The organism is Jatrophihabitans sp. YIM 134969, assembly GCF_054456675.1.
On sequence record NZ_JBTJEQ010000018.1, the window covers coordinates 1 to 20419 of the forward strand.

Annotated in this window: 20 protein-coding genes and 1 tRNA gene; 10 read left to right on the forward strand and 11 right to left on the reverse strand. The window is 72.9% G+C overall.

The genetic code is table 11. The features are described from left to right. A partial coding sequence (locus ACXR2U_RS11270) for a YaaA family protein (protein ID WP_458825114.1) occupies window positions 1–559 on the forward strand: 559 nt, incomplete at its 5' end. Window positions 560–569: 10 nt separating this feature from the next. Here the strand turns inward: ACXR2U_RS11270 and ACXR2U_RS11275 are convergent. After that, a complete protein-coding gene (locus ACXR2U_RS11275) occupies window positions 570–1724 on the reverse strand; it encodes a ScyD/ScyE family protein (RefSeq protein WP_458825115.1) in 1155 nt (384 codons plus the stop codon). Window positions 1725–1840: 116 nt separating this feature from the next. Here ACXR2U_RS11275 and ACXR2U_RS11280 point away from each other — a divergent pair. The 4 genes from ACXR2U_RS11280 to ACXR2U_RS11295 all read left to right on the forward strand — a co-directional run bounded on the left by ACXR2U_RS11280 (window position 1841) and on the right by ACXR2U_RS11295 (window position 4641). Continuing rightward, window positions 1841–1929 (forward strand) — tRNA-Ser (locus tag ACXR2U_RS11280). A gap of 112 nt (window positions 1930–2041) precedes the next feature. Then, window positions 2042–2362: an Lsr2 family DNA-binding protein gene (locus ACXR2U_RS11285; protein WP_458825116.1), complete on the forward strand. Its 321-nt coding sequence runs from the start codon at window positions 2042–2044 to the stop codon at window positions 2360–2362. A 55-nt stretch (window positions 2363–2417) separates the two neighbouring features. After that, entirely contained in the window at window positions 2418–4043 is a 1626-nt protein-coding gene (locus ACXR2U_RS11290) for an AMP-binding protein (protein ID WP_458825117.1), read from the forward strand. A 79-nt stretch (window positions 4044–4122) separates the two neighbouring features. Continuing rightward, window positions 4123–4641, forward strand: a complete 519-nt coding sequence (locus ACXR2U_RS11295; RefSeq protein WP_458825118.1) for a general stress protein — start codon at window positions 4123–4125, stop codon at window positions 4639–4641. A 58-nt stretch (window positions 4642–4699) separates the two neighbouring features. On the opposite strand, the gene ACXR2U_RS11300 is transcribed toward ACXR2U_RS11295, so the two are convergent. The 3 genes from ACXR2U_RS11300 to ACXR2U_RS11310 are packed head-to-tail and all read right to left on the reverse strand — an operon-like array spanning window position 4700 to window position 8880. Further along, a complete protein-coding gene (locus ACXR2U_RS11300; protein ID WP_458825119.1) occupies window positions 4700–6130 on the reverse strand; it encodes an NAD(P)H-binding protein in 1431 nt (476 codons plus the stop codon). Beyond that, window positions 6130–7794: an FAD-binding dehydrogenase gene (locus ACXR2U_RS11305; protein ID WP_458825120.1), complete on the reverse strand. Its 1665-nt coding sequence runs from the start codon at window positions 7792–7794 to the stop codon at window positions 6130–6132. Before ACXR2U_RS11305 ends, ACXR2U_RS11300 begins: the two co-directional genes overlap by 1 nt. 45 nt (window positions 7795–7839) lie before the next feature. Continuing rightward, window positions 7840–8880, reverse strand: coding sequence for a helix-turn-helix transcriptional regulator (locus tag ACXR2U_RS11310; RefSeq protein WP_458825121.1), 1041 nt, complete (start codon window positions 8878–8880; stop codon window positions 7840–7842). A 350-nt stretch (window positions 8881–9230) separates the two neighbouring features. Here ACXR2U_RS11310 and ACXR2U_RS11315 point away from each other — a divergent pair, with 350 nt between their 5' ends. Beyond that, entirely contained in the window at window positions 9231–9437 is a 207-nt protein-coding gene (locus ACXR2U_RS11315; protein WP_458825122.1) for a hypothetical protein, read from the forward strand. A gap of 386 nt (window positions 9438–9823) precedes the next feature. Here the strand turns inward: ACXR2U_RS11315 and ACXR2U_RS11320 are convergent, their stop codons facing one another. Continuing rightward, window positions 9824–10261, reverse strand: a complete 438-nt coding sequence (locus ACXR2U_RS11320; protein ID WP_458825123.1) for a PaaI family thioesterase — start codon at window positions 10259–10261, stop codon at window positions 9824–9826. Between the two features lie 262 nt (window positions 10262–10523). On the opposite strand from ACXR2U_RS11320, the gene ACXR2U_RS11325 reads away from it, so the two are divergent. Next, entirely contained in the window at window positions 10524–10817 is a 294-nt protein-coding gene (locus tag ACXR2U_RS11325; protein ID WP_458825124.1) for a hypothetical protein, read from the forward strand. Between the two features lie 3 nt (window positions 10818–10820). Here the strand turns inward: ACXR2U_RS11325 and pgm are convergent, their stop codons facing one another. After that, complete coding sequence (pgm, locus tag ACXR2U_RS11330) at window positions 10821–12473, reverse strand: phosphoglucomutase (alpha-D-glucose-1,6-bisphosphate-dependent) (RefSeq protein WP_458825125.1); 1653 nt, start codon at window positions 12471–12473, stop codon at window positions 10821–10823. A gap of 71 nt (window positions 12474–12544) precedes the next feature. After that, complete coding sequence (locus tag ACXR2U_RS11335) at window positions 12545–14041, reverse strand: dihydrolipoyl dehydrogenase family protein (protein WP_458825126.1); 1497 nt, start codon at window positions 14039–14041, stop codon at window positions 12545–12547. A 46-nt stretch (window positions 14042–14087) separates the two neighbouring features. Here ACXR2U_RS11335 and ACXR2U_RS11340 point away from each other — a divergent pair, with 46 nt between their 5' ends. Genes ACXR2U_RS11340 through ACXR2U_RS11350 form a run of 3 tightly spaced genes read left to right on the forward strand, consistent with a single transcriptional unit; the run spans window position 14088 to window position 16442 of the window. Next, the gene (locus tag ACXR2U_RS11340; RefSeq protein WP_458825127.1) at window positions 14088–14777 is read left to right on the forward strand and encodes a sirohydrochlorin chelatase; all 690 of its coding nucleotides are present in this window, start codon (window positions 14088–14090) and stop codon (window positions 14775–14777) included. A 4-nt stretch (window positions 14778–14781) separates the two neighbouring features. Then, window positions 14782–15714 carry an aminotransferase class IV gene (locus ACXR2U_RS11345; RefSeq protein WP_458825128.1) on the forward strand — a complete coding sequence of 311 codons (933 nt, stop codon included), beginning with the start codon at window positions 14782–14784 and terminating at the stop codon, window positions 15712–15714. Between the two features lie 5 nt (window positions 15715–15719). Then, complete coding sequence (locus tag ACXR2U_RS11350) at window positions 15720–16442, forward strand: sulfotransferase-like domain-containing protein (protein ID WP_458825202.1); 723 nt, start codon at window positions 15720–15722, stop codon at window positions 16440–16442. 112 nt (window positions 16443–16554) lie between these two features. On the opposite strand, the gene ACXR2U_RS11355 is transcribed toward ACXR2U_RS11350, so the two are convergent. From ACXR2U_RS11355 to ACXR2U_RS11370, 4 genes are all read right to left on the reverse strand, one after another. Next, window positions 16555–17247: a hypothetical protein gene (locus ACXR2U_RS11355; protein WP_458825129.1), complete on the reverse strand. Its 693-nt coding sequence runs from the start codon at window positions 17245–17247 to the stop codon at window positions 16555–16557. A gap of 146 nt (window positions 17248–17393) precedes the next feature. After that, the gene (locus ACXR2U_RS11360; RefSeq protein WP_458825130.1) at window positions 17394–18800 is read right to left on the reverse strand and encodes a DUF2079 domain-containing protein; all 1407 of its coding nucleotides are present in this window, start codon (window positions 18798–18800) and stop codon (window positions 17394–17396) included. Continuing rightward, window positions 18797–19879 carry a hypothetical protein gene (locus tag ACXR2U_RS11365; RefSeq protein WP_458825131.1) on the reverse strand — a complete coding sequence of 361 codons (1083 nt, stop codon included), beginning with the start codon at window positions 19877–19879 and terminating at the stop codon, window positions 18797–18799. The genes ACXR2U_RS11360 and ACXR2U_RS11365 overlap by 4 nt, the downstream gene beginning before the upstream one ends. Beyond that, window positions 19876–20412 carry a SigE family RNA polymerase sigma factor gene (locus ACXR2U_RS11370; RefSeq protein ID WP_458825132.1) on the reverse strand — a complete coding sequence of 179 codons (537 nt, stop codon included), beginning with the start codon at window positions 20410–20412 and terminating at the stop codon, window positions 19876–19878. The genes ACXR2U_RS11365 and ACXR2U_RS11370 overlap by 4 nt, the downstream gene beginning before the upstream one ends. Between the last annotated feature and the right edge of the window lie 7 nt (window positions 20413–20419).

Genomic DNA, 20419 nt, shown 5'->3' on the forward strand with positions numbered 1-20419 from the left:
CGACGACCTGGCGGCGAACGCGGACGCCGCCGACGGGCCCCGGCGGGCGGCGCTGGACCGGTACGCGGGCGTGGTCTACCTCGGGCTGGACGCCGCGACCCTGCCGCCCGCGGCGCGCCGCCGTGCCGCCACCTCGGTGCTGGTGTTCTCCGGGTTGTACGGCGTGGTCCGCGGCGACGAGCCGATCCCGCGCTACCGCGTGCCCGCGGCGGTGTCGCTGCCGGGCCTCGGCGTGCTGGCGACGTACTGGAAGCCGGTCCTGACGCAGGTGCTGCCGTCGTTGCTGCACGGGTTGGTGGTCGACCTCCGTTCCACCGACTACGCCGCGATGTGGAAGGCGCCGGCGGGTGTGCTCACGGTGCGGGTGCTCTCCCGACGGCCGAGCGGGCCACCGGTCGTCGTGAGCTACGACAGCAAGCTGGGCAAGGGCAAACTCACCCGATCGTTGCTCACTGCACCGCAACCCGCCCGCTCCGTCGACGACGTCGTCGCCGCGTGGGAGCGGGCGGGTGGTCACGATGCGGCCGTCACCGGCACGCGCGTCGACCTCGTGCTGTGATCGCCGGGCCCTACGCCGTCGGCGTCGGTGCGGGGAACCGGATCTTCCAGATCTGACCCGAACTGTTCGGGGCGCCCACACCGGTGCTCGGCGCGATCGAGAACGCCGAGACGAACACCGCACCGGTGCGCGGGTCGACCGCGAGGCCGCCGGGGAACGGCACGGGGTAGTCGGTGCGCGTGTTCAGGTCGGGGTCGATGCGGGTCACCTTGCCCTTGGTGGGGTCGAGGATGAGTTGGCTCGCGTAGATCGCGCCGTCCGGGCCCACCGCGAGGCCGCTGACGTTGGTGAGGTTTCCCCAGGTCCTGCGCACCGCGCCCGTGACCGGGTCGAGCTTGACCACACGTCCGGCACCCGGCGTCAGGCTGCCGAGTCCACCGACGTAGATCGCGCCGTCCGGACCGACCGCGAGCGAGGTGGGCACGAAGTCACACCCGGTCGTCCCGTTGTCGTTCGGCTGCCCGGCGCACTTGCCGTTCTGGATGTTCGGCAGCACCGCGAACAGCGAGACGACGCCGTTGCGGTCGACGGAGAGGACGTCGTTGCCCGCGGCGTCGGTCACCAGCGTGCGGTTGCCGTCGAGCAGCACGCCGTAGGGGTTGCTGTCGAAGCCCTGGCCGTCCGGGTCGTTCGCCCGTTCGTATGCGGTGATGTTCGCGAACACCTTCGGGTCGTGGTAGGCCGCGTTGCGCAGGAGCTTGCCCGACTGCCGGCCGGGGAGCGGGCTCGGCAGGACGTCCGGCGGCGCGTAGGTCATGACCGTGGTGATGGCGCCGAGCGTCGTCGCGCTGACGCCGTCGGCGCCCACCGCGCCCGAACCGTCGGCGCTCGCGCCGGACAGCAGGCCGGTCACCACCCGGTTCGGAGCGACATCACGCGCGGTGTTCGGCGAGACGATCGCGTCGATCGACCCGGTGGCGCCGACGCAGAACTCACCCTCGGGTCCGTCGTCGGAGCAGGACGAGCCGCCGCTGCCGGCCTCGGCGACGAGCAGCACCGAGCCGCCGGGCAGCAAAGACAACCCGCGGGGGTTGTTGAGGCCGCTCGCGACGACCACGGGCCCGGCCGACGGAGCGGCTCCGGCGGGTGCGGCGGCGCCGACGAGGAAGGCCCCGGCGGTGCTCGCGACCAGGATGGCGGTACAGGTACGGCGTCGGGTGCTCATGGCTTCCCCTCGCTCGGGGCTCCGTTCGGACGCGGAACCAGGATCGAACAACACCATCCGGCGACGTCCCAGGCCAATGGCCCTGCCCCATCGGGCAGTAGGGTCCGTGTCCACCAGGAGGGCTCGCATAGAGGCCGAGTGCGGCGGTCTTGAAAACCGCTATGGCGCGTGAGCGTCATCGTGGGTTCGAATCCCACGCCCTCCGCCGTTCGTCTCACGACCGAACATGCGGCAGAGGCCGGTGTTGCACGATCCAACGGTTACCTGGGCCCGTCGAAGAGGCGAACACTTGAGTTGACTGCGTAAACTCCCCGATCGTGCAGATCACGATCGATTCCACCGAACCGTTGGCGACAGTCACCGCGGTCGTCGGTGCCTTGTACGGCGTCGAACTCGTCGTCGCCGACGGGTCGGGTGGCACAGCTGCGCCGGCCGCACCCTCGACAGGTCGTCGCGGCCGAGGAGGCGCGCGCGTCTCCGCGGCCCGCACCACCCGCTCGTCCGGCCGCGGACGTCGTTCGGGCAGCCGGCCGGACCCCAAGCTGGTCCGGCAGTGGGCGGTCGAGCAGGGCATGACCGTCAGCACGCGTGGGCAGTTGCCCAAGGCCGTCCTGACCGCGTACGCCGACAGCCACTGACCAGCTTTCGCACATCTGCTTGACCGCAGGTGGGACCGGGCGCAGGCTCGGCCGGGTGACCGCCACCGCCAGCTACTCCTCGGGCATCTCCTCGGTCCCTCTCATCGGGGAGACCATCGGGGCCAACCTGCGCCGCATCGCTGCGACCTTCCCCGACCGTGACGCGGTCATCGACCGCGCGTCCGACCGTCGGCTGACCTACGCCGAGCTCGACGCCCGGGTCGACGCGGTGGCCAAGGCCTTCCACGCCCTCGGCGTGCGTCGCGAGGACCGGGTCGGGATCTGGTCGCCGAACACCCTCGAGTGGTTCCTCACCCAGTACGCCACCGCCCGGATCGGCGCGATCCTGGTGACGATCAACCCGGCCTACCGCTCGCACGAGCTGGAGTTCGTGCTGAACCAGGCGGGCATCCGCACGTTGGTCACGCTGTCGTCGTTCAAGACGTCGGACTACGCCGGGATGGTCGAGCAGGTCCGGGGCAACTGCCCGGCGCTCACGGACGTCCTGTTGACGGACACGCCGGAGTGGACGACGTTCGTCGCGGGTGGCGAGGCGGTCGGTGACGACACCCTGGCCGAGGTCGAGGCGACGCTCGACACGGACCAGCCGGTCAACATCCAGTACACCTCGGGAACGACGGGCTTCCCCAAGGGCGCGACCCTCACCCACCACAACATCCTCAACAACGGGTTCTTCGTGGGGGAGTTGTGCGGTTACACCGAGATCGACCGGGTCTGCATCCCCGTGCCCTTCTACCACTGCTTCGGCATGACCATGGGAAACCTCGCGTGCACCTCGCACGGGGCGTGCGCGGTCATCCCGGCGCCGGCGTTCGACCCCGCCGCGACGATCGAGGCGGTCGCGGCGGAGAAGTGCACGTCGCTCTACGGCGTTCCGACCATGTTCATCGCCGAACTCCAGCTCCCGGACCTCGACCGTCACGACCTGTCGTCGCTGCGCACCGGGATCATGGCGGGATCGCCGTGCCCGGTCGAGGTGATGAAGCAGGTCATCGACCGGATGAACATGTCCGAGGTGTCGATCGCGTACGGCATGACCGAGACGTCACCGGTGTCGCTGCAGACCCGACGTGACGACAGCCTGCACCAGCGCACCGCGACCGTCGGGCAGGTCGGGCCGCACCTCGAGGTCAAGATCGTCGACGCCGAGACCGGACTGACCACGGCGCGGGGCGTCCCCGGCGAGGTCTGCACGCGCGGCTACTCGGTGATGCTCGGCTACTGGGAGGAACCGGAGAAGACCGCCGAGGTGCTCGACCGCGCCGGCTGGATGCACACCGGCGACATCGGCGTGATGGACGACGACGGGTTCGTCGCCATCACCGGGCGCATCAAGGACATGGTGATCCGCGGCGGCGAGAACATCTACCCGCGTGAGATCGAGGAGTTCCTCTACACGCACCCGGACGTCGTCGACGCCCAGGTGATCGGCGTGCCCGACCAGAAGTTCGGCGAGGAACTCATGGCGTGGGTCCGGTTGCGTGACGGCGCTCCGGAGATGACGGCCGAGACGCTGCGGGAGTTCAGCACCGGCAAACTCGCCCACTACAAGATCCCGCGTTACGTGCACGTCGTCGACAGCTTCCCGATGACCGTCACGGGCAAGGTGCGCAAGGTCGAGATGCGGGGCGAAGCTGTGAAGATCCTCGGACTCGCCTGAGCGAGGGAACGCGGCGGCGTGGTGCGACATTGGACTGGGCAGGATCGTCGGTGACAGCACAGAGAAACGAGGCCCCATCATGACCAGCCCCCGCGGCGCCGCTCCCATCCCCGATGTCGACCTCTCCGGTCGCCGGGTGCTGGCGAGTTTCCACGACTACTCCGAGGCGCAGCGCGCGGTCGACACGCTCTCGGACCGGCAGTTCGACGTCAGCAACGTGTCGATCGTCGGCACCGGCCTGCAGATGGTCGAGAGCGTCGTCGGCCGGCTGACCACCGGCCGCGCCGCGGCTGCTGGTGCCGCCTCCGGCGCGTGGTTCGGTCTGTTCGTCGGCCTGCTGTTCAGCTTCTACTCGAACTCGGTGCTCGGCCCGCTGCTGGTCGGTCTGCTGCTCGGTGCGGCGTTCGGTGCCGTGGGCGGCGCGCTCGGCCACAGTGCCTACCGCGGCCAGCGTGACTTTGCCTCCGCGCGCACGATCATCGCCTCGCGCTACGACGTGCTGGTCAAGTCCGAGGCCTACGACGCCGCGGCCCGCACCCTCGGCGGCGGGAGCGCTCCGGCCGCGCCCGTCGACGGCGGTCAGTACCCGCCCGCCTGACCGGATCCTGTGTATTCCTGCGGCCGCACGCCGCAGGAGTACACAGAATTCGAGGTTCTCAGTCCGGCGTCTCGGCGTCGCGGGCGAGCACGCGGGCGAGCCCGGCGAAGGCGCCGACGTGCAGTGGGCCCAACGCCCAGCCGGCGACCCGCCCGCTCGTGCCGGCGGGCGACCAGATCGCCCGGATGTGCAGGATGCAACGATCCGCACCGTCGGGGGTGACCCGCAGCGTGAGCGAGGCGCGGCCGGGGCCGGCCACCCGTGACACGAACCGCACCGACTGCCCGTTGGACACCGCGGCCACCCGGAACAACCCGGCGACGTCGCCGACCGTCCAGGTTCCCGGCGCGGCGCGCCGGACCGTGGGGCCGTGGCCGGTGACCAACCGTTCGACGACGTGTCCCGCCCGCCACGGCGCCGGCCAGCCGTAGAAGCCGCGCCGCGGGCCGCCGATCTCCTCGATGCGTTCCCAGACCACGCCGGCCGGAGCCTGCACCACGCGTTCGACGGCGGCGGTGCGGGCGTCGCCACCGGCCCAGGCCGGGTCGGTCGTCGCGAGGTGCAACGGGTCGTCGTCGTCCACCGCCGGCTCGAACGCACGGCGCAGGGCGTCGTCGACGCGCGTGAGGCCGTCGGGCGGGTCGGACACCAGGGTGCGGATGCGGTCGTCGCCGGCGATCATGGTGTTGCTGAGGCTGTCGACCAGATCGGTCGTGAGCCCGCCGGGCACCGGCGTGAGCAGGCCGATCACCACGCCCGCGAGCTTGGGCGGGACCACCGGCAGCGGGATGGGGACCAGGGCCCGGCGCACCCGCGCGGCGCTGACGAACCGGCCCAGCAGGTCGCGGTACGTCATGACCTCGTCACCTGCGATGTCGTAGCTGCCGGCCGGGAGGTCGGGTGACGCCGCCGCGACCAGGTAGTGCAGCACGTCGTCCACGGCGATCGGCTGGACCTCGTGCTCCATCCACATCGGCACGGGCAGCACGGCGAGCCGTTCGGCGAGGTTGCGGATGATCTCGAACGAGGTCGAGCCCGCCCCGAGGACCACCGCGGCGCGCAGGTCGACCAGGGGCACACCGCTCGCCGCCAGCACCTCGGCCGTCTCGGCGCGTGACGCCAGGTGGGCCGACAGGCGTTCGTCGGCGGGCACGAATCCCCCGAGGTACACGATGCGATCGACGCCGGCGAGGGCTGCGGCCCGGCCGAAGGTCGTCGCGCCGGTCCGGTCCCGCTCGGTGAAGTCGCCCTCGCCGATGGCGTGGACCAGGTAGTACGCGACGTCGACCGCACCGTTGCTCAGTGCAGCGGTCACCGATTCCGGGTCGAGGACGTCGAGGGGCGCCACCTCGACCTCGTCGAACCACGCGAAGTCGGCGAGGTGTTCCGGGTGACGGGCGGTGGCGACGACGTCGTGCCCGGCGGTGAGCAACGCCCGCACGAGCCGCGACCCGATGTAGCCGGTCGCGCCGGTGACGAGGACCCGCATCAGAGCGCGGCCGCGAGCGCGCGGCCGGCCGTGCGGCCCGAGAACAGACAACCGCCGAGGAACGTGCCCTCGAGCGCGCGGTACCCGTGAACCCCGCCGCCGCCGAACCCGGCGATCTCGCCGGCGGCGTAGAGGCCCGGCACGGCCTGGCCGCCGGCGGTCAGCACCCGTCCGGACAGGTCGGTCTCGATCCCGCCCAGCGTCTTGCGGGTCAACACGTGCAGCCGCACCGCGATGAGCGGGCCGTGCTCGGGATCGAGGAACTCGTGCGGTGGGGCGACGCGTGTCAGCCGGTCGCCGAGGTAGCGACGGGCGGCGCGGATCGCGACCATCTGGGCGTCCTTGCCGAAGCCCGAGCGGGCCTGCAGGTCGTGGGCCCGCACCGCCGCCTCGACGGTCGGGAGGTCGACGGTCGGCGTGCCGCCGGTGAGGTCGTTCATGGCGTCGACCAGGTCGGGGAGGGTCGGCCGGAGCAGGAAGTCCTCGCCGTGGCGCAGGAAGTCGTCGACCGGGCCGGTCGGGCCGGGACGGGCGCGACCCAGCACCTGCTTGATGTCCTTGCCGGTGAGGTCGGGGTTCTGCTCCGAACCCGACAGCGCGAACTCCGGCTCGATCGTGGTCTGGTCGAGCAGGAACCACGAGTGGGAGTGGCCGCCGGCCGTGATGTGCCGCAGCGCGCCGAGGCCGTCGAACCCCGGGAACAGCGGCGCGGGCAGGCGTTTCCCGGTCGCGTCGAGCCACAGCGGCGACGGCCCGGAGAGGATCCGGATGCCGTGCGCGGGCCAGATCGGCGACCAGTTGAGGACGCCCTCCGGGTAGTGCCACATGCGGTCGGGGTTGACGACGCGTCCGCCCGCGGCCGTCGTCACCGGGATCATCGAGCCGTCGACGTGGGCCGGGACCCCGCTGATCATGCGTTCCGGCGGCGCCCCCCAACTCGTCGGCCACGCGGCCCGGACCAGGTCGTGGTTGCCGCCGATCCCGCCTGCGGCGACGACGACGGCGCGTCCGGTGATCGTGGTGTCGCCCACGACTTCTCTCGACGTCGAGACACCGCGGTCGGCCGTGGTCGGCGCCAGAATCTGCGCGACCACACCGGTGACCGCCCCGCCGTCGAGGACGAGTTCGACGACCTTGTGGCGGAACCGGAACTCCAGCCGCCCGGCGGCCTCGTGCTCGCGGGCGCGCCTCACGAACGGGTCGATGACGCCCGGTCCGGTTCCCCACGTGACGTGGAACCGCGGCACCGAGTTGCCGTGCCCCTCGCCGTCCAGCCCGCCGCGCTCGGCCCACTGGACGACCGGGAACCACCGCATGCCCATGGCGTGCAGCCAGGCGCGCTTCTCCCCGGACGCGAAGTGGACGTACGCCTCGGCCCACTGCCGCGGCCAGTGGTCCTCGGCGCGGTCGAACCCGGCGGAGCCGAGCCAGTCGGCCAGGGCCAGTTCCTCGCTGTCGCGGATGCGCAGCCGGCGCTGCTCCGGGCTGTCGACGAGGAACAGCCCGCCGAAGCTCCAGAACGCCTGCCCGCCGAGGTTCTGCTCGGGTTCCTGGTCGACGACCACGACGTGGTGACCGGCGTCGGCGAGTTCGCACGCGGCGACCAGCCCGGCGAGCCCCGCTCCCACCACGACGACGTCGGTGGACTCCCGCGGCGAGCTCATGGCCCGACCCTACGGAACGGCCGGCCCGGCCGGGACCGACCGGGATCAGCCGAGGTCGAGGTGGCCGGTCTTCGCGGCGATGACGCCCGCCTGGAACCGGCTCGAGGCGCCGACCTGGACCATGTACTCGGCGATGTGACGGCGGGTGGTGCGCACCGAGATCGCCAGCCGACGCGAGATGGCCTCGTCCTTCTCGCCCTCGGCGAGCAGTCGGAGGATCGCGCTGCGGGTGCGGTCGACCTCGAGGTCGGGCTGGGTGCCGCCCAGGACCTCGTCGATGGGGATGGCCTCGGCCCACAGCTGCTCGAAGGTCGCGATGACCCACTGGACGACCGTGGGCTGCCGGACGATCGCGAGGCCGCGGTGGTCGGGGATCGGTGAGGGGATCGGCAGCAGCGCGACCTTGGCGTCGATGACCCAGCTGCGGCCGGGCAGCGACGCCGCGACCCGGATCTTCGCGCCCTGCTCGGCCAGCTGGTCCAGGTGGGCGCGCGTGGGACGGTCGCGCAGGGCGGCGTCCTGGTACAGCAGCCGGGACTTCACGCCCTGGTTCACCGAGTAGCTGTTGGCCACCTGCATGCGCTCGGTGCCCAACGCCCCGGACGGCGTGATCCGCCCGGGGTGGACCGACAGCAGTTCGTCCTGGCAGTCCTTGGCGTAGTGCATGAGCACGTTCGCGATGTCCTCGGCGTCCTCGACGACGTCGACGTCACCGAACCGCGGAGCCTGCGAGAGGCCCGCGACCCACGCGGACGACGCCGAGCGGATGAGCGAGCGGCGGACCTCGAGGGAGTCGCGGCGAGCGGCGAGCTCCAGTTCCTCCGACCCGAGCGCCTTGGCCTCGGCCAGTTCGGGGTTGACGGCGCGGTAGCCCTCTCCGTCGGGCACGAGCAGCGACAGCTCGGCGAGGGCCTTCACGGCGTGGGCGGCGTCGTCGTGGTCGAGTCCGAGCTCGACCTCGGCCTCCTGGACGGGGGTGCCCGGGGCCCGGGCGTAGAGCTGGAACAGGTCGGCCGCCTGGTCGCCGAGAGCGATCGCGGAGGGCGGCGGGGTGTCCGGGAGGGAGTGCACGTACCTGTCAGCCACGACCCGTCGCCCCCTCCGGCGGGGGTCCCGTGGCCCGGGTGGGCGCCGGTTCGCAGGCGCCCCGTGCCGACGCCCCCGCGGCGCCTGCAGGCCAGTCTCGCCGGGCCTCCCGGTGGGTCGGACGGCGCCCGGGCGGCCCCCTGGGGCCCCGCGGTCGACCGTCCCGGGTGGGTGGTCCGACCCCTAGTGTCCGGGTGGAGTTTGTGCCGTGCAACTTGCTGCCACTTCACTGGATTGGTACTCGGTGCCGGAAGCGGACATGCTGGTGCACGTACTACACAGCGCGATCTGACGCCGGACACCCGGAACTGCACCCCGGCGGCGTCGAGCACGATCCTGAGGGGGATGTCGTGAACAACCGTTTCCAGCGTGGCCGAAGAGTCATCGCGTTCGTCGCCGGCCTGGGGGCCGCCGTCGCGGTCTCCGTGGCAGCACCGGCCGCCGCGTCGGCCGCACCGAGCACGACCGCGTCGCCGACCTTCGCGACGCAACCGGCGAAGGGAGCGCCGGCCAGCACGCCGGACGCGACCAGTTCGCTCGTCGACTGGAGCTGGTGAGCACGGGGCTGCCAGCTCCCCGCACGACACAACTCCACATCCCACAGCCCACCGGCGCCTTGCAGTCCTGGCGAGGGACGCCGGTGTTCCGAGCCGCGGTCGACCTCGTGTCGGCCTCGGGTCGGGCGACCTGTGACGTGTGCGCACGCCTCAACCCCCCGAGGTGACCGCGCCCGGGTTCCGCCTCGGCGGAACTGTCCGTGACGTCACCGGTCGACGCCGCGGAAGGCCGGTGCAGGGGGTGCAGCCCCTCCACCGGCCTTCCCGGAATCTTCCGGCTCCTCGATGTCCCGGAGTCGTGCCTGGCTGGTCGGTCGTGCCGTCGGATTCGGGGGAAGCCGTCGGCACGACCGGCCAGCTGTTTCCCGTCTCCGGACGTGCGGAACTCAGCCGCCGCCGTTGAGCAACCGCACCTCGGCCACCGCGACCACGCGCTCACGGCCGTCCTCGTCGGTGGTCATCCGCACCTGCCACAACTGCTGACCACGTCCGCGGTGCACCGGGGTGGCCGCCGCGTGCACCCGGCCCTCGCGCACCGCCCGCAGGAACTGGGTGCCGACCACGGTCGTCCGCGCCCGTGCGCCCGGCTCCGCACCCGGTCGACCCGCGAGCCACGCTCCACCGCCGGCCTCGGCCACCCGCTCCGCGAGCGCCGCGTAGACGCCGCCGTGGACGATCCCGTACGGCTGGTGCAGGTCGGGGGAGACGACCAGGTCGGCCGACGCGGTGTCGGCGTCGGCCCGCAGTCCGGTGAGCCCGCCGAGTCGGTCGAGAACACCTCCGCGGTCGACGTGTCCGGGGTCGCTGTCTTCCTGGGTGGGCACCTGCGCATCATGCCCGGTAGGGTGTCGGAGTCAGGCGCCCGACGGCTGTTGTCTGCCGTCCGCACGGGTGCTCCCGGCGAGGGTGGGAGGTGCGATGAACGACGACCATCATCAACGCTCGTTCCACGCCGTCCTGCCCGCTGTCGCCTGAGCCGACCGCCTCCCGGCGTTCCACCGCACCGCGTCCCGCCCCGCCAGGGGCCGCACCCGGTCGGTCGGTGATCGTTCGACAGCTCCCCGTGCACCGGAGGAGGTCGCCACCATGTCCGTCACCCACCCGTTCCACACCGCCGACACCCGCGCAGGCGTGTTCGCGCGTCGTCGTCGCCGTCCCGCCACCCCGGAGCCGTCGGACGGGCGTGAGTCGGGCGTCGTCCCCGGCACCCGCACGCCGGCGGGCCTGCCCCGCGAACTCGTCGTCGACGAGTCGGGCAAGCCGCGCCGCGGCGTCCTGCTCGCGGCGATCATGATCCGGCGCGGCCGTTCCGTCGCCGAGATCGCCGCGGCCACCGGCCTGCCCGTCGACGTCGTGACCTGCCTGTCCAAGTCCGTCTGACGGTCAGAGGACGGAGCTGATCAGCTCCCGCGCCTGCGCCTGGATCTCGGCCAGGTGCTCCTCGCCCTTGAACGACTCGGCGTAGAGCTTGTAGACGTCCTCGGTCCCCGAGGGGCGCGCCGCGAACCAGCCGCCCGAGGTCACGACCTTGAGCCCGCCGAGCGCGGCACCGTTGCCCGGTGCCGCGGTCAGCCGTTCCTCGATCGGGTCGCCCGCGAGTTCGCTCGCGGTGACCTGGTCCGCCGAGAGCTTGCCCAGCGCGGCCTTCTGCTCCGGGGTCGCCGGGGCGTCGACCCGGGCGTAGACCGGTGCGCCGAACCGTTCGGTGAGCTCGGCGTACCGCTGCGACGGTGACGACCCGCTCGTCGCGGCGATCTCGCTGGCCAGCAGGTCGAGCAGGATGCCGTCCTTGTCGGTGGTCCAGAGGCCGCCGTCGCGGGTGAGGAACGAGGCGCCGGCGCTCTCCTCGCCACCGAACGCGATCGAGCCGTCCTGCAGGCCCGGCACGAACCACTTGAAGCCGACCGGCACCTCGTAGAGCTCGCGGCCGAGGTCGGCGACCACCCGGTCGATCATCGACGAGCTCACCATCGTCTTGCCGACCGCGGCGGCGGCGTTCCACCCGTCGCGGCGGCGGTACAGGTGGTCGATGGCGACGGCCAGGTAGTGGTTGGGGTTCATGAGCCCGGCGTCGGGCGTCACGACGCCGTGACGGTCGGCGTCGGTGTCGTTGCCGGTGGCGATGTCGTACTCACCGATCTTCGAGATCAGTGACGCCATCGCGGACGGCGACGAGCAGTCCATGCGGATCTTGCCGTCCCAGTCGAGGGTCATGAACCGGAACGTGCGGTCGACGTAGGGGTTCACGACCGTCAGGGCCAGGCCGTACCGCTCGCCGATGGCGCCCCAGTAGTCGACGCTCGCCCCGCCCAGCGGGTCGGCGCCGATCCGCAGCCCCGAGGCCGCGATCGCCTCGAGGTCGATCGCGCGCGGGAGCGCGCCCACGTAGTTGTCGAGGAAGTCGAACCGGCCGGTGGTGTCGGCCGTCAGGGCGCGCGACCACGGGATGCGGGCGACGCCGTCGAGCTTCGCCGCCAGCAGCTCGTTGGCGCGGTCCTGCACCCAGCCGGTGATCTCCGTGCCGGCCGGGCCGCCGTCCGGCGGGTTGTACTTGAAACCGCCGTCGGTGGGCGGGTTGTGCGACGGCGTCACGACGATGCCGTCGGCGGTGCCGCCTTCCCCGACCCCCTCCTGGTTCCAGGCGATGATCGCCCGCGAGAGCGACGGCGTGGGCACGAAGCGGTCGCCGGTGTCCAACAGCGTGCGGACCCCGTTGGCCGCCAGCACCTCGAGGGCGGTGGCGGTGGCGGGCGCCGAGAGCGCGTGGCTGTCGGCGCCGAGGAACAGCGGGCCGTCGATCCCCTGACCCTTGCGGTACTCGCAGATCGCCTGCGTGGTCGCGGCGATGTGGGCCTCGTTGAACGACGTGCTGAACGCCGAGCCGCGGTGCCCGGAGGTGCCGAACGAGACCCGCTGCGCGCTCACCGACGGATCGGGGACCAGCGTGTAGTACGCGGTGACGAGCGCGGCGACGTCGACGAGGTCGCCCGGCTGCGCGGGTTGCCCCGCGCGGCTCGGGTCGGGGTTATGGGCCATGACGGTCATCCTGCCCGTCCCCCGACCCGCCCGTCACGACCTGTCACCGTCGGGCGGCCACGGGGGCCGCGTCAGGAGCGCCGCTGCTTGTCCAGGGTCTCCAACAGACGCAGCCAGACCTCACTCGCGGTCGGGTAGCTGGGAACGCAGTGCCAGAGCGCCGCGGTGGTCACCTTCCCGACCACCGCAACCGTTGCTGAGTGCACCAGTTCCGCGGTGTCGTCGCCGACGAACGTCGCGCCCACCAGGATGTCGGTGGCGCGGTCGACGACCAGGTTGGCCCGGCCGACGTAGTCGTCACGGAGCAGGGAGGTGCCGGCGAGCTGCGCCATGTCGAACTCGGCCGTCTCGACGTCGACGCCCTGCTCGCGGGCCTGAGCGGCGGTGAGACCGACCGACGCCACCTCGGGGTCGGTGAAGGTGACCTGCGGGACGGCACCGTGGTCGCCGACGTCGGTGTAGCGGTTGAACGGGGCGTCGTCCAGCGGCGTGCCGGCGGCGCGGGCGGCGACGACCTCGCCGACCAACCGACCCTGGTACTTGCCCATGTGGGTGAGCAGCGCGCGTCCGCAGAGGTCGCCGATGGCGTAGAGCCAGTCGACGCCGGGGACCTGCAGGTGGTCGTCGACGTCGACGAAGCCGTGCTCGTTCGCGGCCGCGCCGACGGTGTCGAGCCCGATGTCGCTGTTGGGCTTGCGGCCGGCGGCCACGACGACCTCGTCGACCACGACGCTCTCGCCGTTGCTCAGGGTCACGGTCAGCTCGCCGCCGTGCACCAGGCCCTCACCGGCGTCGTTGACCAGGTCGCGCCGGACCCCGGTGACGTGGGTGTCGAGGTGGACGGTGATGCCGGCCGCACGGAACCGGTCGGCGACGATCTCGCCGGCGAACGGTTCGTTCTTGGCCAGCAGCCGCGACTCGCCCTCGACCACCGTGAGGTGCTCGACGCCGAGTCCGTGCAGCCAGGTGGCCGACTCGCAGGCCACGACCCCGCCCCCGATCACCAGCACGCGTCGCGGGATCTCGTGCAGGTTGGTGACGTCGCGCGAGGTCCACGGCCGGGCCTCCCGCAGACCGTCGACCGGGGGCACGAACGCGCTGGTCCCGGTCGCGAGGACCACGGCGTGACGCGCGGTGAGGGTGCGGGTCGAGCCGTCGGCCTTGGTGACCTCGACGGTCTTCGGGCCGGTCAGGCGACCGGTGCCGCGGACGACGTCGATGCCCACGCTCGTGGCCCAACCGACCTGGCTGGAGTCGTCGTGGTCGTGGGTGAAGGAGTCGCGCCGGGCGAGCACCGCGGCGGCGTCGACCTCGGTGTCGCCGAGGATCTCCTTGGTGCCGGGGAGGTTGCGCGCCTCGTCGAACACCCGGATCGGCTGCAGCAGTGCCTTGCTGGGCATGCACGCCCAGTAGCTGCACTCACCGCCGACCAGTTCCTTCTCGACCATCACCGCCGACAGCCCGGAGTACTGCGTGGCGTACTGGGCGGCGTTCTCCCCGGGCGGACCGGCGCCGACCACGACGACATCCCACTCGCTCCGGTCCGGATCCACGCTCGCGTCGGCCACGGACTCGACGCTACCGAGCCGGGCCCCGCCATGACACCGTGGCGGGGTGTCGAGCGACCCGGTTCTGGTGCTCGTGGCGCACGGCACTGAGCGGGCGAGTGCCCGCGGCGTGGTCGGGGCGCTCGTCGCCGACGTCCGCGCGCTCCTGCCGGGCGTCGACGTCCGGCTGGCCCACGTCGACGTCCAGGCGCCGTCGCTCGCCACCGTGATGGCGGACGTCCGGGCCGCGGGACGGCGGGCGGTGCTCGTCCCGTTGCTGCTCGCCGCGGGCTACCACGTCGAGGTCGACATCGCCGAGGCCGCGCGCGTACCTCCGGACGTCGTCACCTCGACCCTCGCCGGCCACCCGGCGCTCGTCGAGATCGCGCTGTCGCGCCTCGACGTGGACGCGGTGGACTCCCTCGTCGTGGCCGCCGCCGGGTCGTCGCGCGAGGCGGCCCGGTCGCAGGTGCAGGCGTTCGCCGCGGCCGTCGCCGAGCGGTCCGGCCGTCCGACCACCGTGGGATGGGCCGCCACCGGGTCGCCGAACGTCGGCGAGGCCGTCGCGGCGGCACCTGGTCGGGTCGGCGTCGTGACCTACCTGCTCGCACCAGGGGTCTTCGCGGCGCGCGCCCGGGACGCCGCGCTCGCCGCGGGCGCCCCGGCGGTCGGGGGCGCCCTCGGCCCGGACCCGCGCCTCGCCCCGGTGGTGGTCGAACGGTTCCGGACGGCCGTCGGATCCGACCTGCGAGGCTGACGACATGACCGCTGCTCACGGCACCCACGACTTCGTCGACGACCCCCGCAACGTCTCGATCCTCATCAGCGTGAACGGCGAGCTGAAGCCTCGGGCGGAGGCCGTGGTCAGCGTGTTCGACGCGGGCTTCGTGCTCGGCGACGGCGTGTGGGAGGGGCTGCGGGTCAGCGGTGGTCACCCGGCGTTCCTCGAGCTGCACCTCGACCGGCTCTGGGAGGGGGCGACCGCGCTGATGCTCGACATCGGCCGCACCCGCGCGGAGCTCACCCGCGACATCTACGCGACGCTCGCCGCGAACGACATGCGCGACGGGGTGCACATCCGCCTGATGGTGACCCGCGGCCCGAAGTCGACGCCGTACCAGGACCCCCGCATGTCGGCCGGTCCGGCCACGGTCGTCATCATCGCCGAGCACAAGGAACCGTTGCCGAAGACAACGGTGTCCGGGCTGTCGTTGTTCACCACCCACGTGCGGCGGGCGTCGCCCGACACCCTCGACCCCAAGCTCAACGCGCACAGCAAGCTCAACGACATCCTGGCCTGCATCCAGGCGTACACCGCCGGTGCCGACGAGGCGCTGATGCTGGATCCGCAGGGCTTCGTGGCCACCTGCAACAGCACGCACTTCTTCGTCGTCAAGGGCGACGAGGTGTGGACGTCGTCCGGCGCGTACTGCCTGGGCGGCATCACCCGTCACAACGTGCTGCGGGTGTGCGACGAGGCCCGGATCCCCGCGTCGCAGCGGCTCTTCTCGCTCACCGACGTGTACAGCGCCGACGAGGCGTTCGTGACCGGCACCTTCGCCGGGGTGGTGCCGGTGCACACCGTCGACGGCCGTCGCATCGGCTCGGGCACCCGCGGCCCGGTCGTGGAGCGGCTCCAGGGGCTGTACCAGGAGCTCGTCGCCCGCGACGTCGCCGACCGGGTCGTGCCGTGACCGGGGTGCGGCTCGCGGTCTGGTCCGGCCCGCGCAACATCTCGACGGCGCTCATGCGCTCGTGGGAGAACCGACCCGACACCCGCGTGGTCGACGAGCCGCTCTACGCCTACTACCTCGACCGCACCGGGCTGGACCATCCCGGCCGTGACGAGGTGGTCGCGGCCGGCGAACCGTCGTGGCCGGTGGTGGTGGAGGAGCTCACGACCTCACCGGTCGAGGGCGTGTACTACCAGAAGCACATGACCCACCACCTGATACCGGAGCTGCCGCGCGACTGGATCGGTGCACTGAGCAACGTCCTGCTCATCCGCGACCCGGCCGAGGTGGTGGCCTCCTACGTCCGGTCCCGCGCCGACGTCGTCGCCGAGGACATCGGGCTGGTGCAGCAGACCGAGCTCTACGACCTGCTCGGCGGTGAGGCGGGCGGGGTCCCGGTGATCGACGCCGCGGACTTCCTGCGCGACCCCGCGACGTACCTGCGGTGGTGGTGCGACCACCTCGGCATCGCGTTCACCCCGGCGATGCTCCGCTGGCCCGCCGGACCCCGCGACTCCGACGGCGTGTGGGCGCCGTACTGGTACGACGCCGTGCTGGCGTCGACCGGCTTCGAGCCCCACCGGCCTCGGGAGATCCCGGACCTGCCGCCCGCCGCGGCCGCCGCCGCCCGCCGCAGCCGCCCGCACTACGAGCGTCTGTACGAGGCCCGGGTCCGCCTGACCCCCTGATCGCCGATGTGCCCGGTAGCGGGCACATCCGGGCTCGATGTGCCCGGTAGCGGGCACGTCGCGGCGTCGTTGTGCCCGGTGGCGGGCACGACGCGGGGTCGGGCGGCGCTGCTCAGAAGTCCCCGCCGCCGCCGAAGTCCCCGCCCCCGAAGTCGCCGCCTCCGAAGTCCCCTCCGCCGAAGTCCCCGGCCGCGTAGTCGCCGCCGCCGTCGTCGACCGAGCCGGCGTCCCCGGCGTCGGTGCCGGAGTCCCCGTCGCCGTTGTCCCCGTTGCCGTTGTCCCCGTTGCCGTTGTCGTCGGCCGCGACGCCGTCCTGGTAGCCGTCGGCGTAGCTGCCGTCGCCGTCGAAGCTGTCGAACATGGCGCCGGCGATCGCCGTGCCGATGAAGGCGCCGGCGACGCTGCCGAGCAGGCTGCCGCCTATCACGCCGCCGAGACCGAGCCCGCCGCCCGCGCCGTACCCGCCGCCCAGCGTGCGCTCGAGCGTCCCCGGCTGCCGGATCTCGGCCCGCGTGGCCATCCGCGCGAGCGCGCGCGGGTCGTCGGAGGTCGCGCGCTCCGACGGCGGCACCTGCGCCCCGACGTCGGCCAGCACCTGCTGCCGCTGCTGCGGCGTGAGGGCGGCGAACGCCTCGGCGTGCGCCTGCTCGATCTGGTCCGGCGGCGCGGTGCGCAACAGGTAGCGGTACCGCTCGATCGCCCGCTCGTCACCGGACGGCGGCGGCATGCTGCCCGGCACGGGCGCAGCCGGAGGCGGGGTGGGCGGAGTGGAACGGCGGCCGAGCAGGCGGTCGAGGAATCCCATCCGCCAACCGTAGGCACTCCGCCGGCCGTCCACGAACCGGCCGGGGTGGGCGCGAGGAGGCACAGAAGTCCGTCTTCTGGTCACGGGCGAGCCCACCACGCGTCAGGAAGGCGGACTTCTGTGCACCAGAGCCTGCACCGACGGCGTCAGCGGCAGTGCAGGACCACGACGTCGTCGGCGTCGTGGACGTCGACACACCCGTGCGAACGGGCGACGTCCAGCACGCGGTCGACGGCGGCGGGGGAGGGCCACGCCCCGGACCGGCGGTCGGCGACGACCCAGGTGGCGGTCACCGGACGCCCGACGGAGTCGAGCAACCCCGGCGCGAGCAGGTACACCCGGTCGCGGTCGACGAGTTGGTCGACGAGGTAGGTGTCGGCGACGACGCTCGCGCCGGGAGGGACGACGGCCAGCGCCGATCGCACGCTCGCACACCTCGGGCACCGGTAGTACGACGGATCTGTTGCAGGGTGCAACGTCGTGACCAGGCTGGCGGCGAGGGAGACGACGAGGAGAGCAGCGGGCAGCAGCCGCGTCACCCGTGGTCGCCACTGCCGCCACCACCCGCGGTGGACGGCGTCGACGAACCCGCCCACCACGACCAGCGCGAGCGTGGCGTCGTAGTGGTGCCCGACCACGACGTAGGCAGGCCCCGCGGCGAGCCGGGCCAGCGTCGGCGGCACGGCCACCCACACCAACGGTGAGCGGACGACCAGGCCCAGCGAGGTGAGAGCCGTCACCACCAGCAGCTCGACGGACGCCGACGAGACGGCGGTGACGGCGGCCCGCCCGAGCGACTCGAGTGGGCCACCGCCCGCCACCGACCAGTACGTGTAGCGCCCCGACCAGCTCAGGCGCGGGACGATGACGCCCACGAGCACCCACCACGCCGCGAGAGCGCCGAGGACGGTCGACGCGCCGAGGCAGCGGCGGCCGGAGGCCCAGCACGCCAGCCCGAGCCCGGCGAGCAGGAAGGCGGAGTCCTCCTTGACCAGCAGCAGCGGGACGGCCCAGGCCACGGCGTCACGCCACCGGTCGTCGACCGCGCGGTCGACCACCACGGCGAGGACCGGCAGCCCGAACGCCACCTCGTGCACGTCGAACAGCGCCAGCCCCGCGACGCCCCACGAGGAGCCGAACGCGGCACCGACCAGTACCCCCGCCGGCACCGACCCGAACACCCGCCCGGCTGTGCGGGCGAGCACGGTCGCCGCGAGGCCGACGGCCACCGCCTGCGCGACGATCAGCGTCGACGGGTGGGGCCACTCCCGGTAGGCCGGAGCGAGGAGCGCCATCACCGGCGTGACGTGGTCACCGAGCAGATCGAACCGGCCGTCTGCGGTCTTCAGGGTCGACCAGGGCAGGTGGCCGTGGGCGTAGCCCTGGACGGCCTGCGTGTAGAGGCCGAGGTCGATGCCGGTGCGCAGGGTGTGTTGCCGGACCAGGCCGAGGGCAGCCCACAGCACCGCGACGGCCAGGCCCACCGCCGAGGGGGCGGACCGGTCGCGACGGTGGTGCGGGACCCTCGCCGGGACGGCGAGGGTCGGGGTCATCCGGTGGGGAGGGCGTCGGCGAGCGGGAACCACGCTTCCTGGTCCGGGTGCAACGGGAAGGTCGCGAAGCGGGCACCCGTGAGCAGGGCGCGCAGTGCTGTGTCGGTCACGCCGGGACGAACGGGATCGCCCGGGTCACCGACGATGACCCGCACGTCGGCCGCCGCGGAGGTCAGCACGGCCGATGTCGCGTCGAGACCGGCGCTCGTCGCGCGGGAGAAGCCCGCGGCGAACGGCGACACGTCCACGTCCGCGGTGCCCTCGCGCACGGCGTCGAGGTAGACCCCGGAGGACGCCACGCTGAGCTGCCAGTCCGGCGAGCCCGGCACGCTCAGCCGGGCGGTGATCCCCTCGACCCCGACGAACTCGACGCTCTCGACCTGACTCCCCGCGGGGAGGTCCCGGGTCGCGACGCGCATCGGGAAGCGGACCGGGTGCGTCACGCCGACCTCGGTCGCATCACGCAGCGCGCGGGCGACGTCGAGGTCGGGCGCCACGACGCGCAGGGTGAAGCCCGCGGGGTCGGTCCACACGAGCTGCCAGCCGCTGACTCCCCACTCGTCGCTCGACGCCCGTGCGGACCATCCCCCGGCCTCGCGGGTGGCGTTCCGGGGGCGTGCGACCGCCGCGGCGGTCAACTCGACCAGCGCCGTGTAGCGGTTGGACGTCGCGGCGTCGCCCGGGCGCAACACGAACGCGACCTGCCGGTTGCGGTCCACGTGGCCGTACTCGACGACGTCGAGGTCGGTGGGCAGGGCGGCGGTGCGCACCGTGAAAAGCCACTGGGTCAAGGCCAGCGACGGGTCGAGGGATGCCGCGAAGTCCTCCGCCGGGGGCCCCGGTCGGCGGGCCGTCACCGCGACGACCGAGCTGATCAGCACGACGACGGCCGTGGCCACGACCGAGATCGCGACCAGCCGGGGGCCGCGGCGTGACCGCTGGGTGCCGGACGTGCGTTCCGGCTCGACCGGCACGGTGCGCACGGTGTCGAAGCGGGCGCGGGCGGCGGCCACCTCGGCGTCGGTGGTGGCGGCCCGGGCGGCCAGGACGGCGCGGAGGTCGGTCAGGTCGGTGCTCATGCGCGGGCCTCCCTCGTGGTCGGGACGGGAACGGTGGCCGTCCCGCCGCTGTCGTCGTCGACGCGGAGGGACGCGAGCGCGCGGGAGGCGTGGGCGCGGACGGTGCCCGCCGAACATCCGAGCGTGGCGGCGATGTCGTCGTCGCCGAGGCCCTCGTAGTAGCGCAGGACGAGCACGGCGCGTTGGCGCGGCGGTAGCCGGTCCAGTCGCCGGTCCAGAGCGTCGCGTTCGGTGACCCGAGCGGCGTGGTCGTCGTGGAGGACGACGTCGGGAGGCTCAGCGGTGAACACCAGCCGCGTGAGCCTGCGCCGCCACGACACCGTCTCGTGCACGAGCATCCGCCGCACGTACGCGACAGGCTTGTCGAGCGCCCCGATGCGGTCCCACCGACGACTGGCCCGCAGCAGGACCTCCTGCAGCAGGTCCTCCGCGGTGTGGGCGTCGCCCACGAGCGCCCGGGCGGTGCGCAGCAGGGCTGCGTGGTGGGTGTCGAGGAACACCACGAAACCGTCCGGCTCCGACACCCCTGTCACGGCCACT

Bases quoted from the DNA above. Each gene is read 5' to 3' on its own strand.
- ACXR2U_RS11305 (WP_458825120.1), bottom strand. From the start codon at position 7,794: ATGAGCTCGCCGCGGGAGTCCACCGACGTCGTCGTGGTGGGAGCGGGG.
- ACXR2U_RS11275 (WP_458825115.1), bottom strand. From the start codon at position 1,724: ATGAGCACCCGACGCCGTACCTGTACCGCCATCCTGGTCGCGAGCACC.
- ACXR2U_RS11365 (WP_458825131.1), bottom strand. From the start codon at position 19,879: ATGAGCACCGACCTGACCGACCTCCGCGCCGTCCTGGCCGCCCGGGCC.
- pgm (WP_458825125.1), bottom strand. From the start codon at position 12,473: ATGGCCCATAACCCCGACCCGAGCCGCGCGGGGCAACCCGCGCAGCCG.
- ACXR2U_RS11360 (WP_458825130.1), bottom strand. From the start codon at position 18,800: ATGACCCCGACCCTCGCCGTCCCGGCGAGGGTCCCGCACCACCGTCGC.
- ACXR2U_RS11295 (WP_458825118.1), top strand. From the start codon at position 4,123: ATGACCAGCCCCCGCGGCGCCGCTCCCATCCCCGATGTCGACCTCTCC.
- ACXR2U_RS11355 (WP_458825129.1), bottom strand. From the start codon at position 17,247: ATGGGATTCCTCGACCGCCTGCTCGGCCGCCGTTCCACTCCGCCCACC.
- ACXR2U_RS11325 (WP_458825124.1), top strand. From the start codon at position 10,524: ATGTCCGTCACCCACCCGTTCCACACCGCCGACACCCGCGCAGGCGTG.
- ACXR2U_RS11300 (WP_458825119.1), bottom strand. From the start codon at position 6,130: ATGCGGGTCCTCGTCACCGGCGCGACCGGCTACATCGGGTCGCGGCTC.
- ACXR2U_RS11345 (WP_458825128.1), top strand. From the start codon at position 14,782: ATGACCGCTGCTCACGGCACCCACGACTTCGTCGACGACCCCCGCAAC.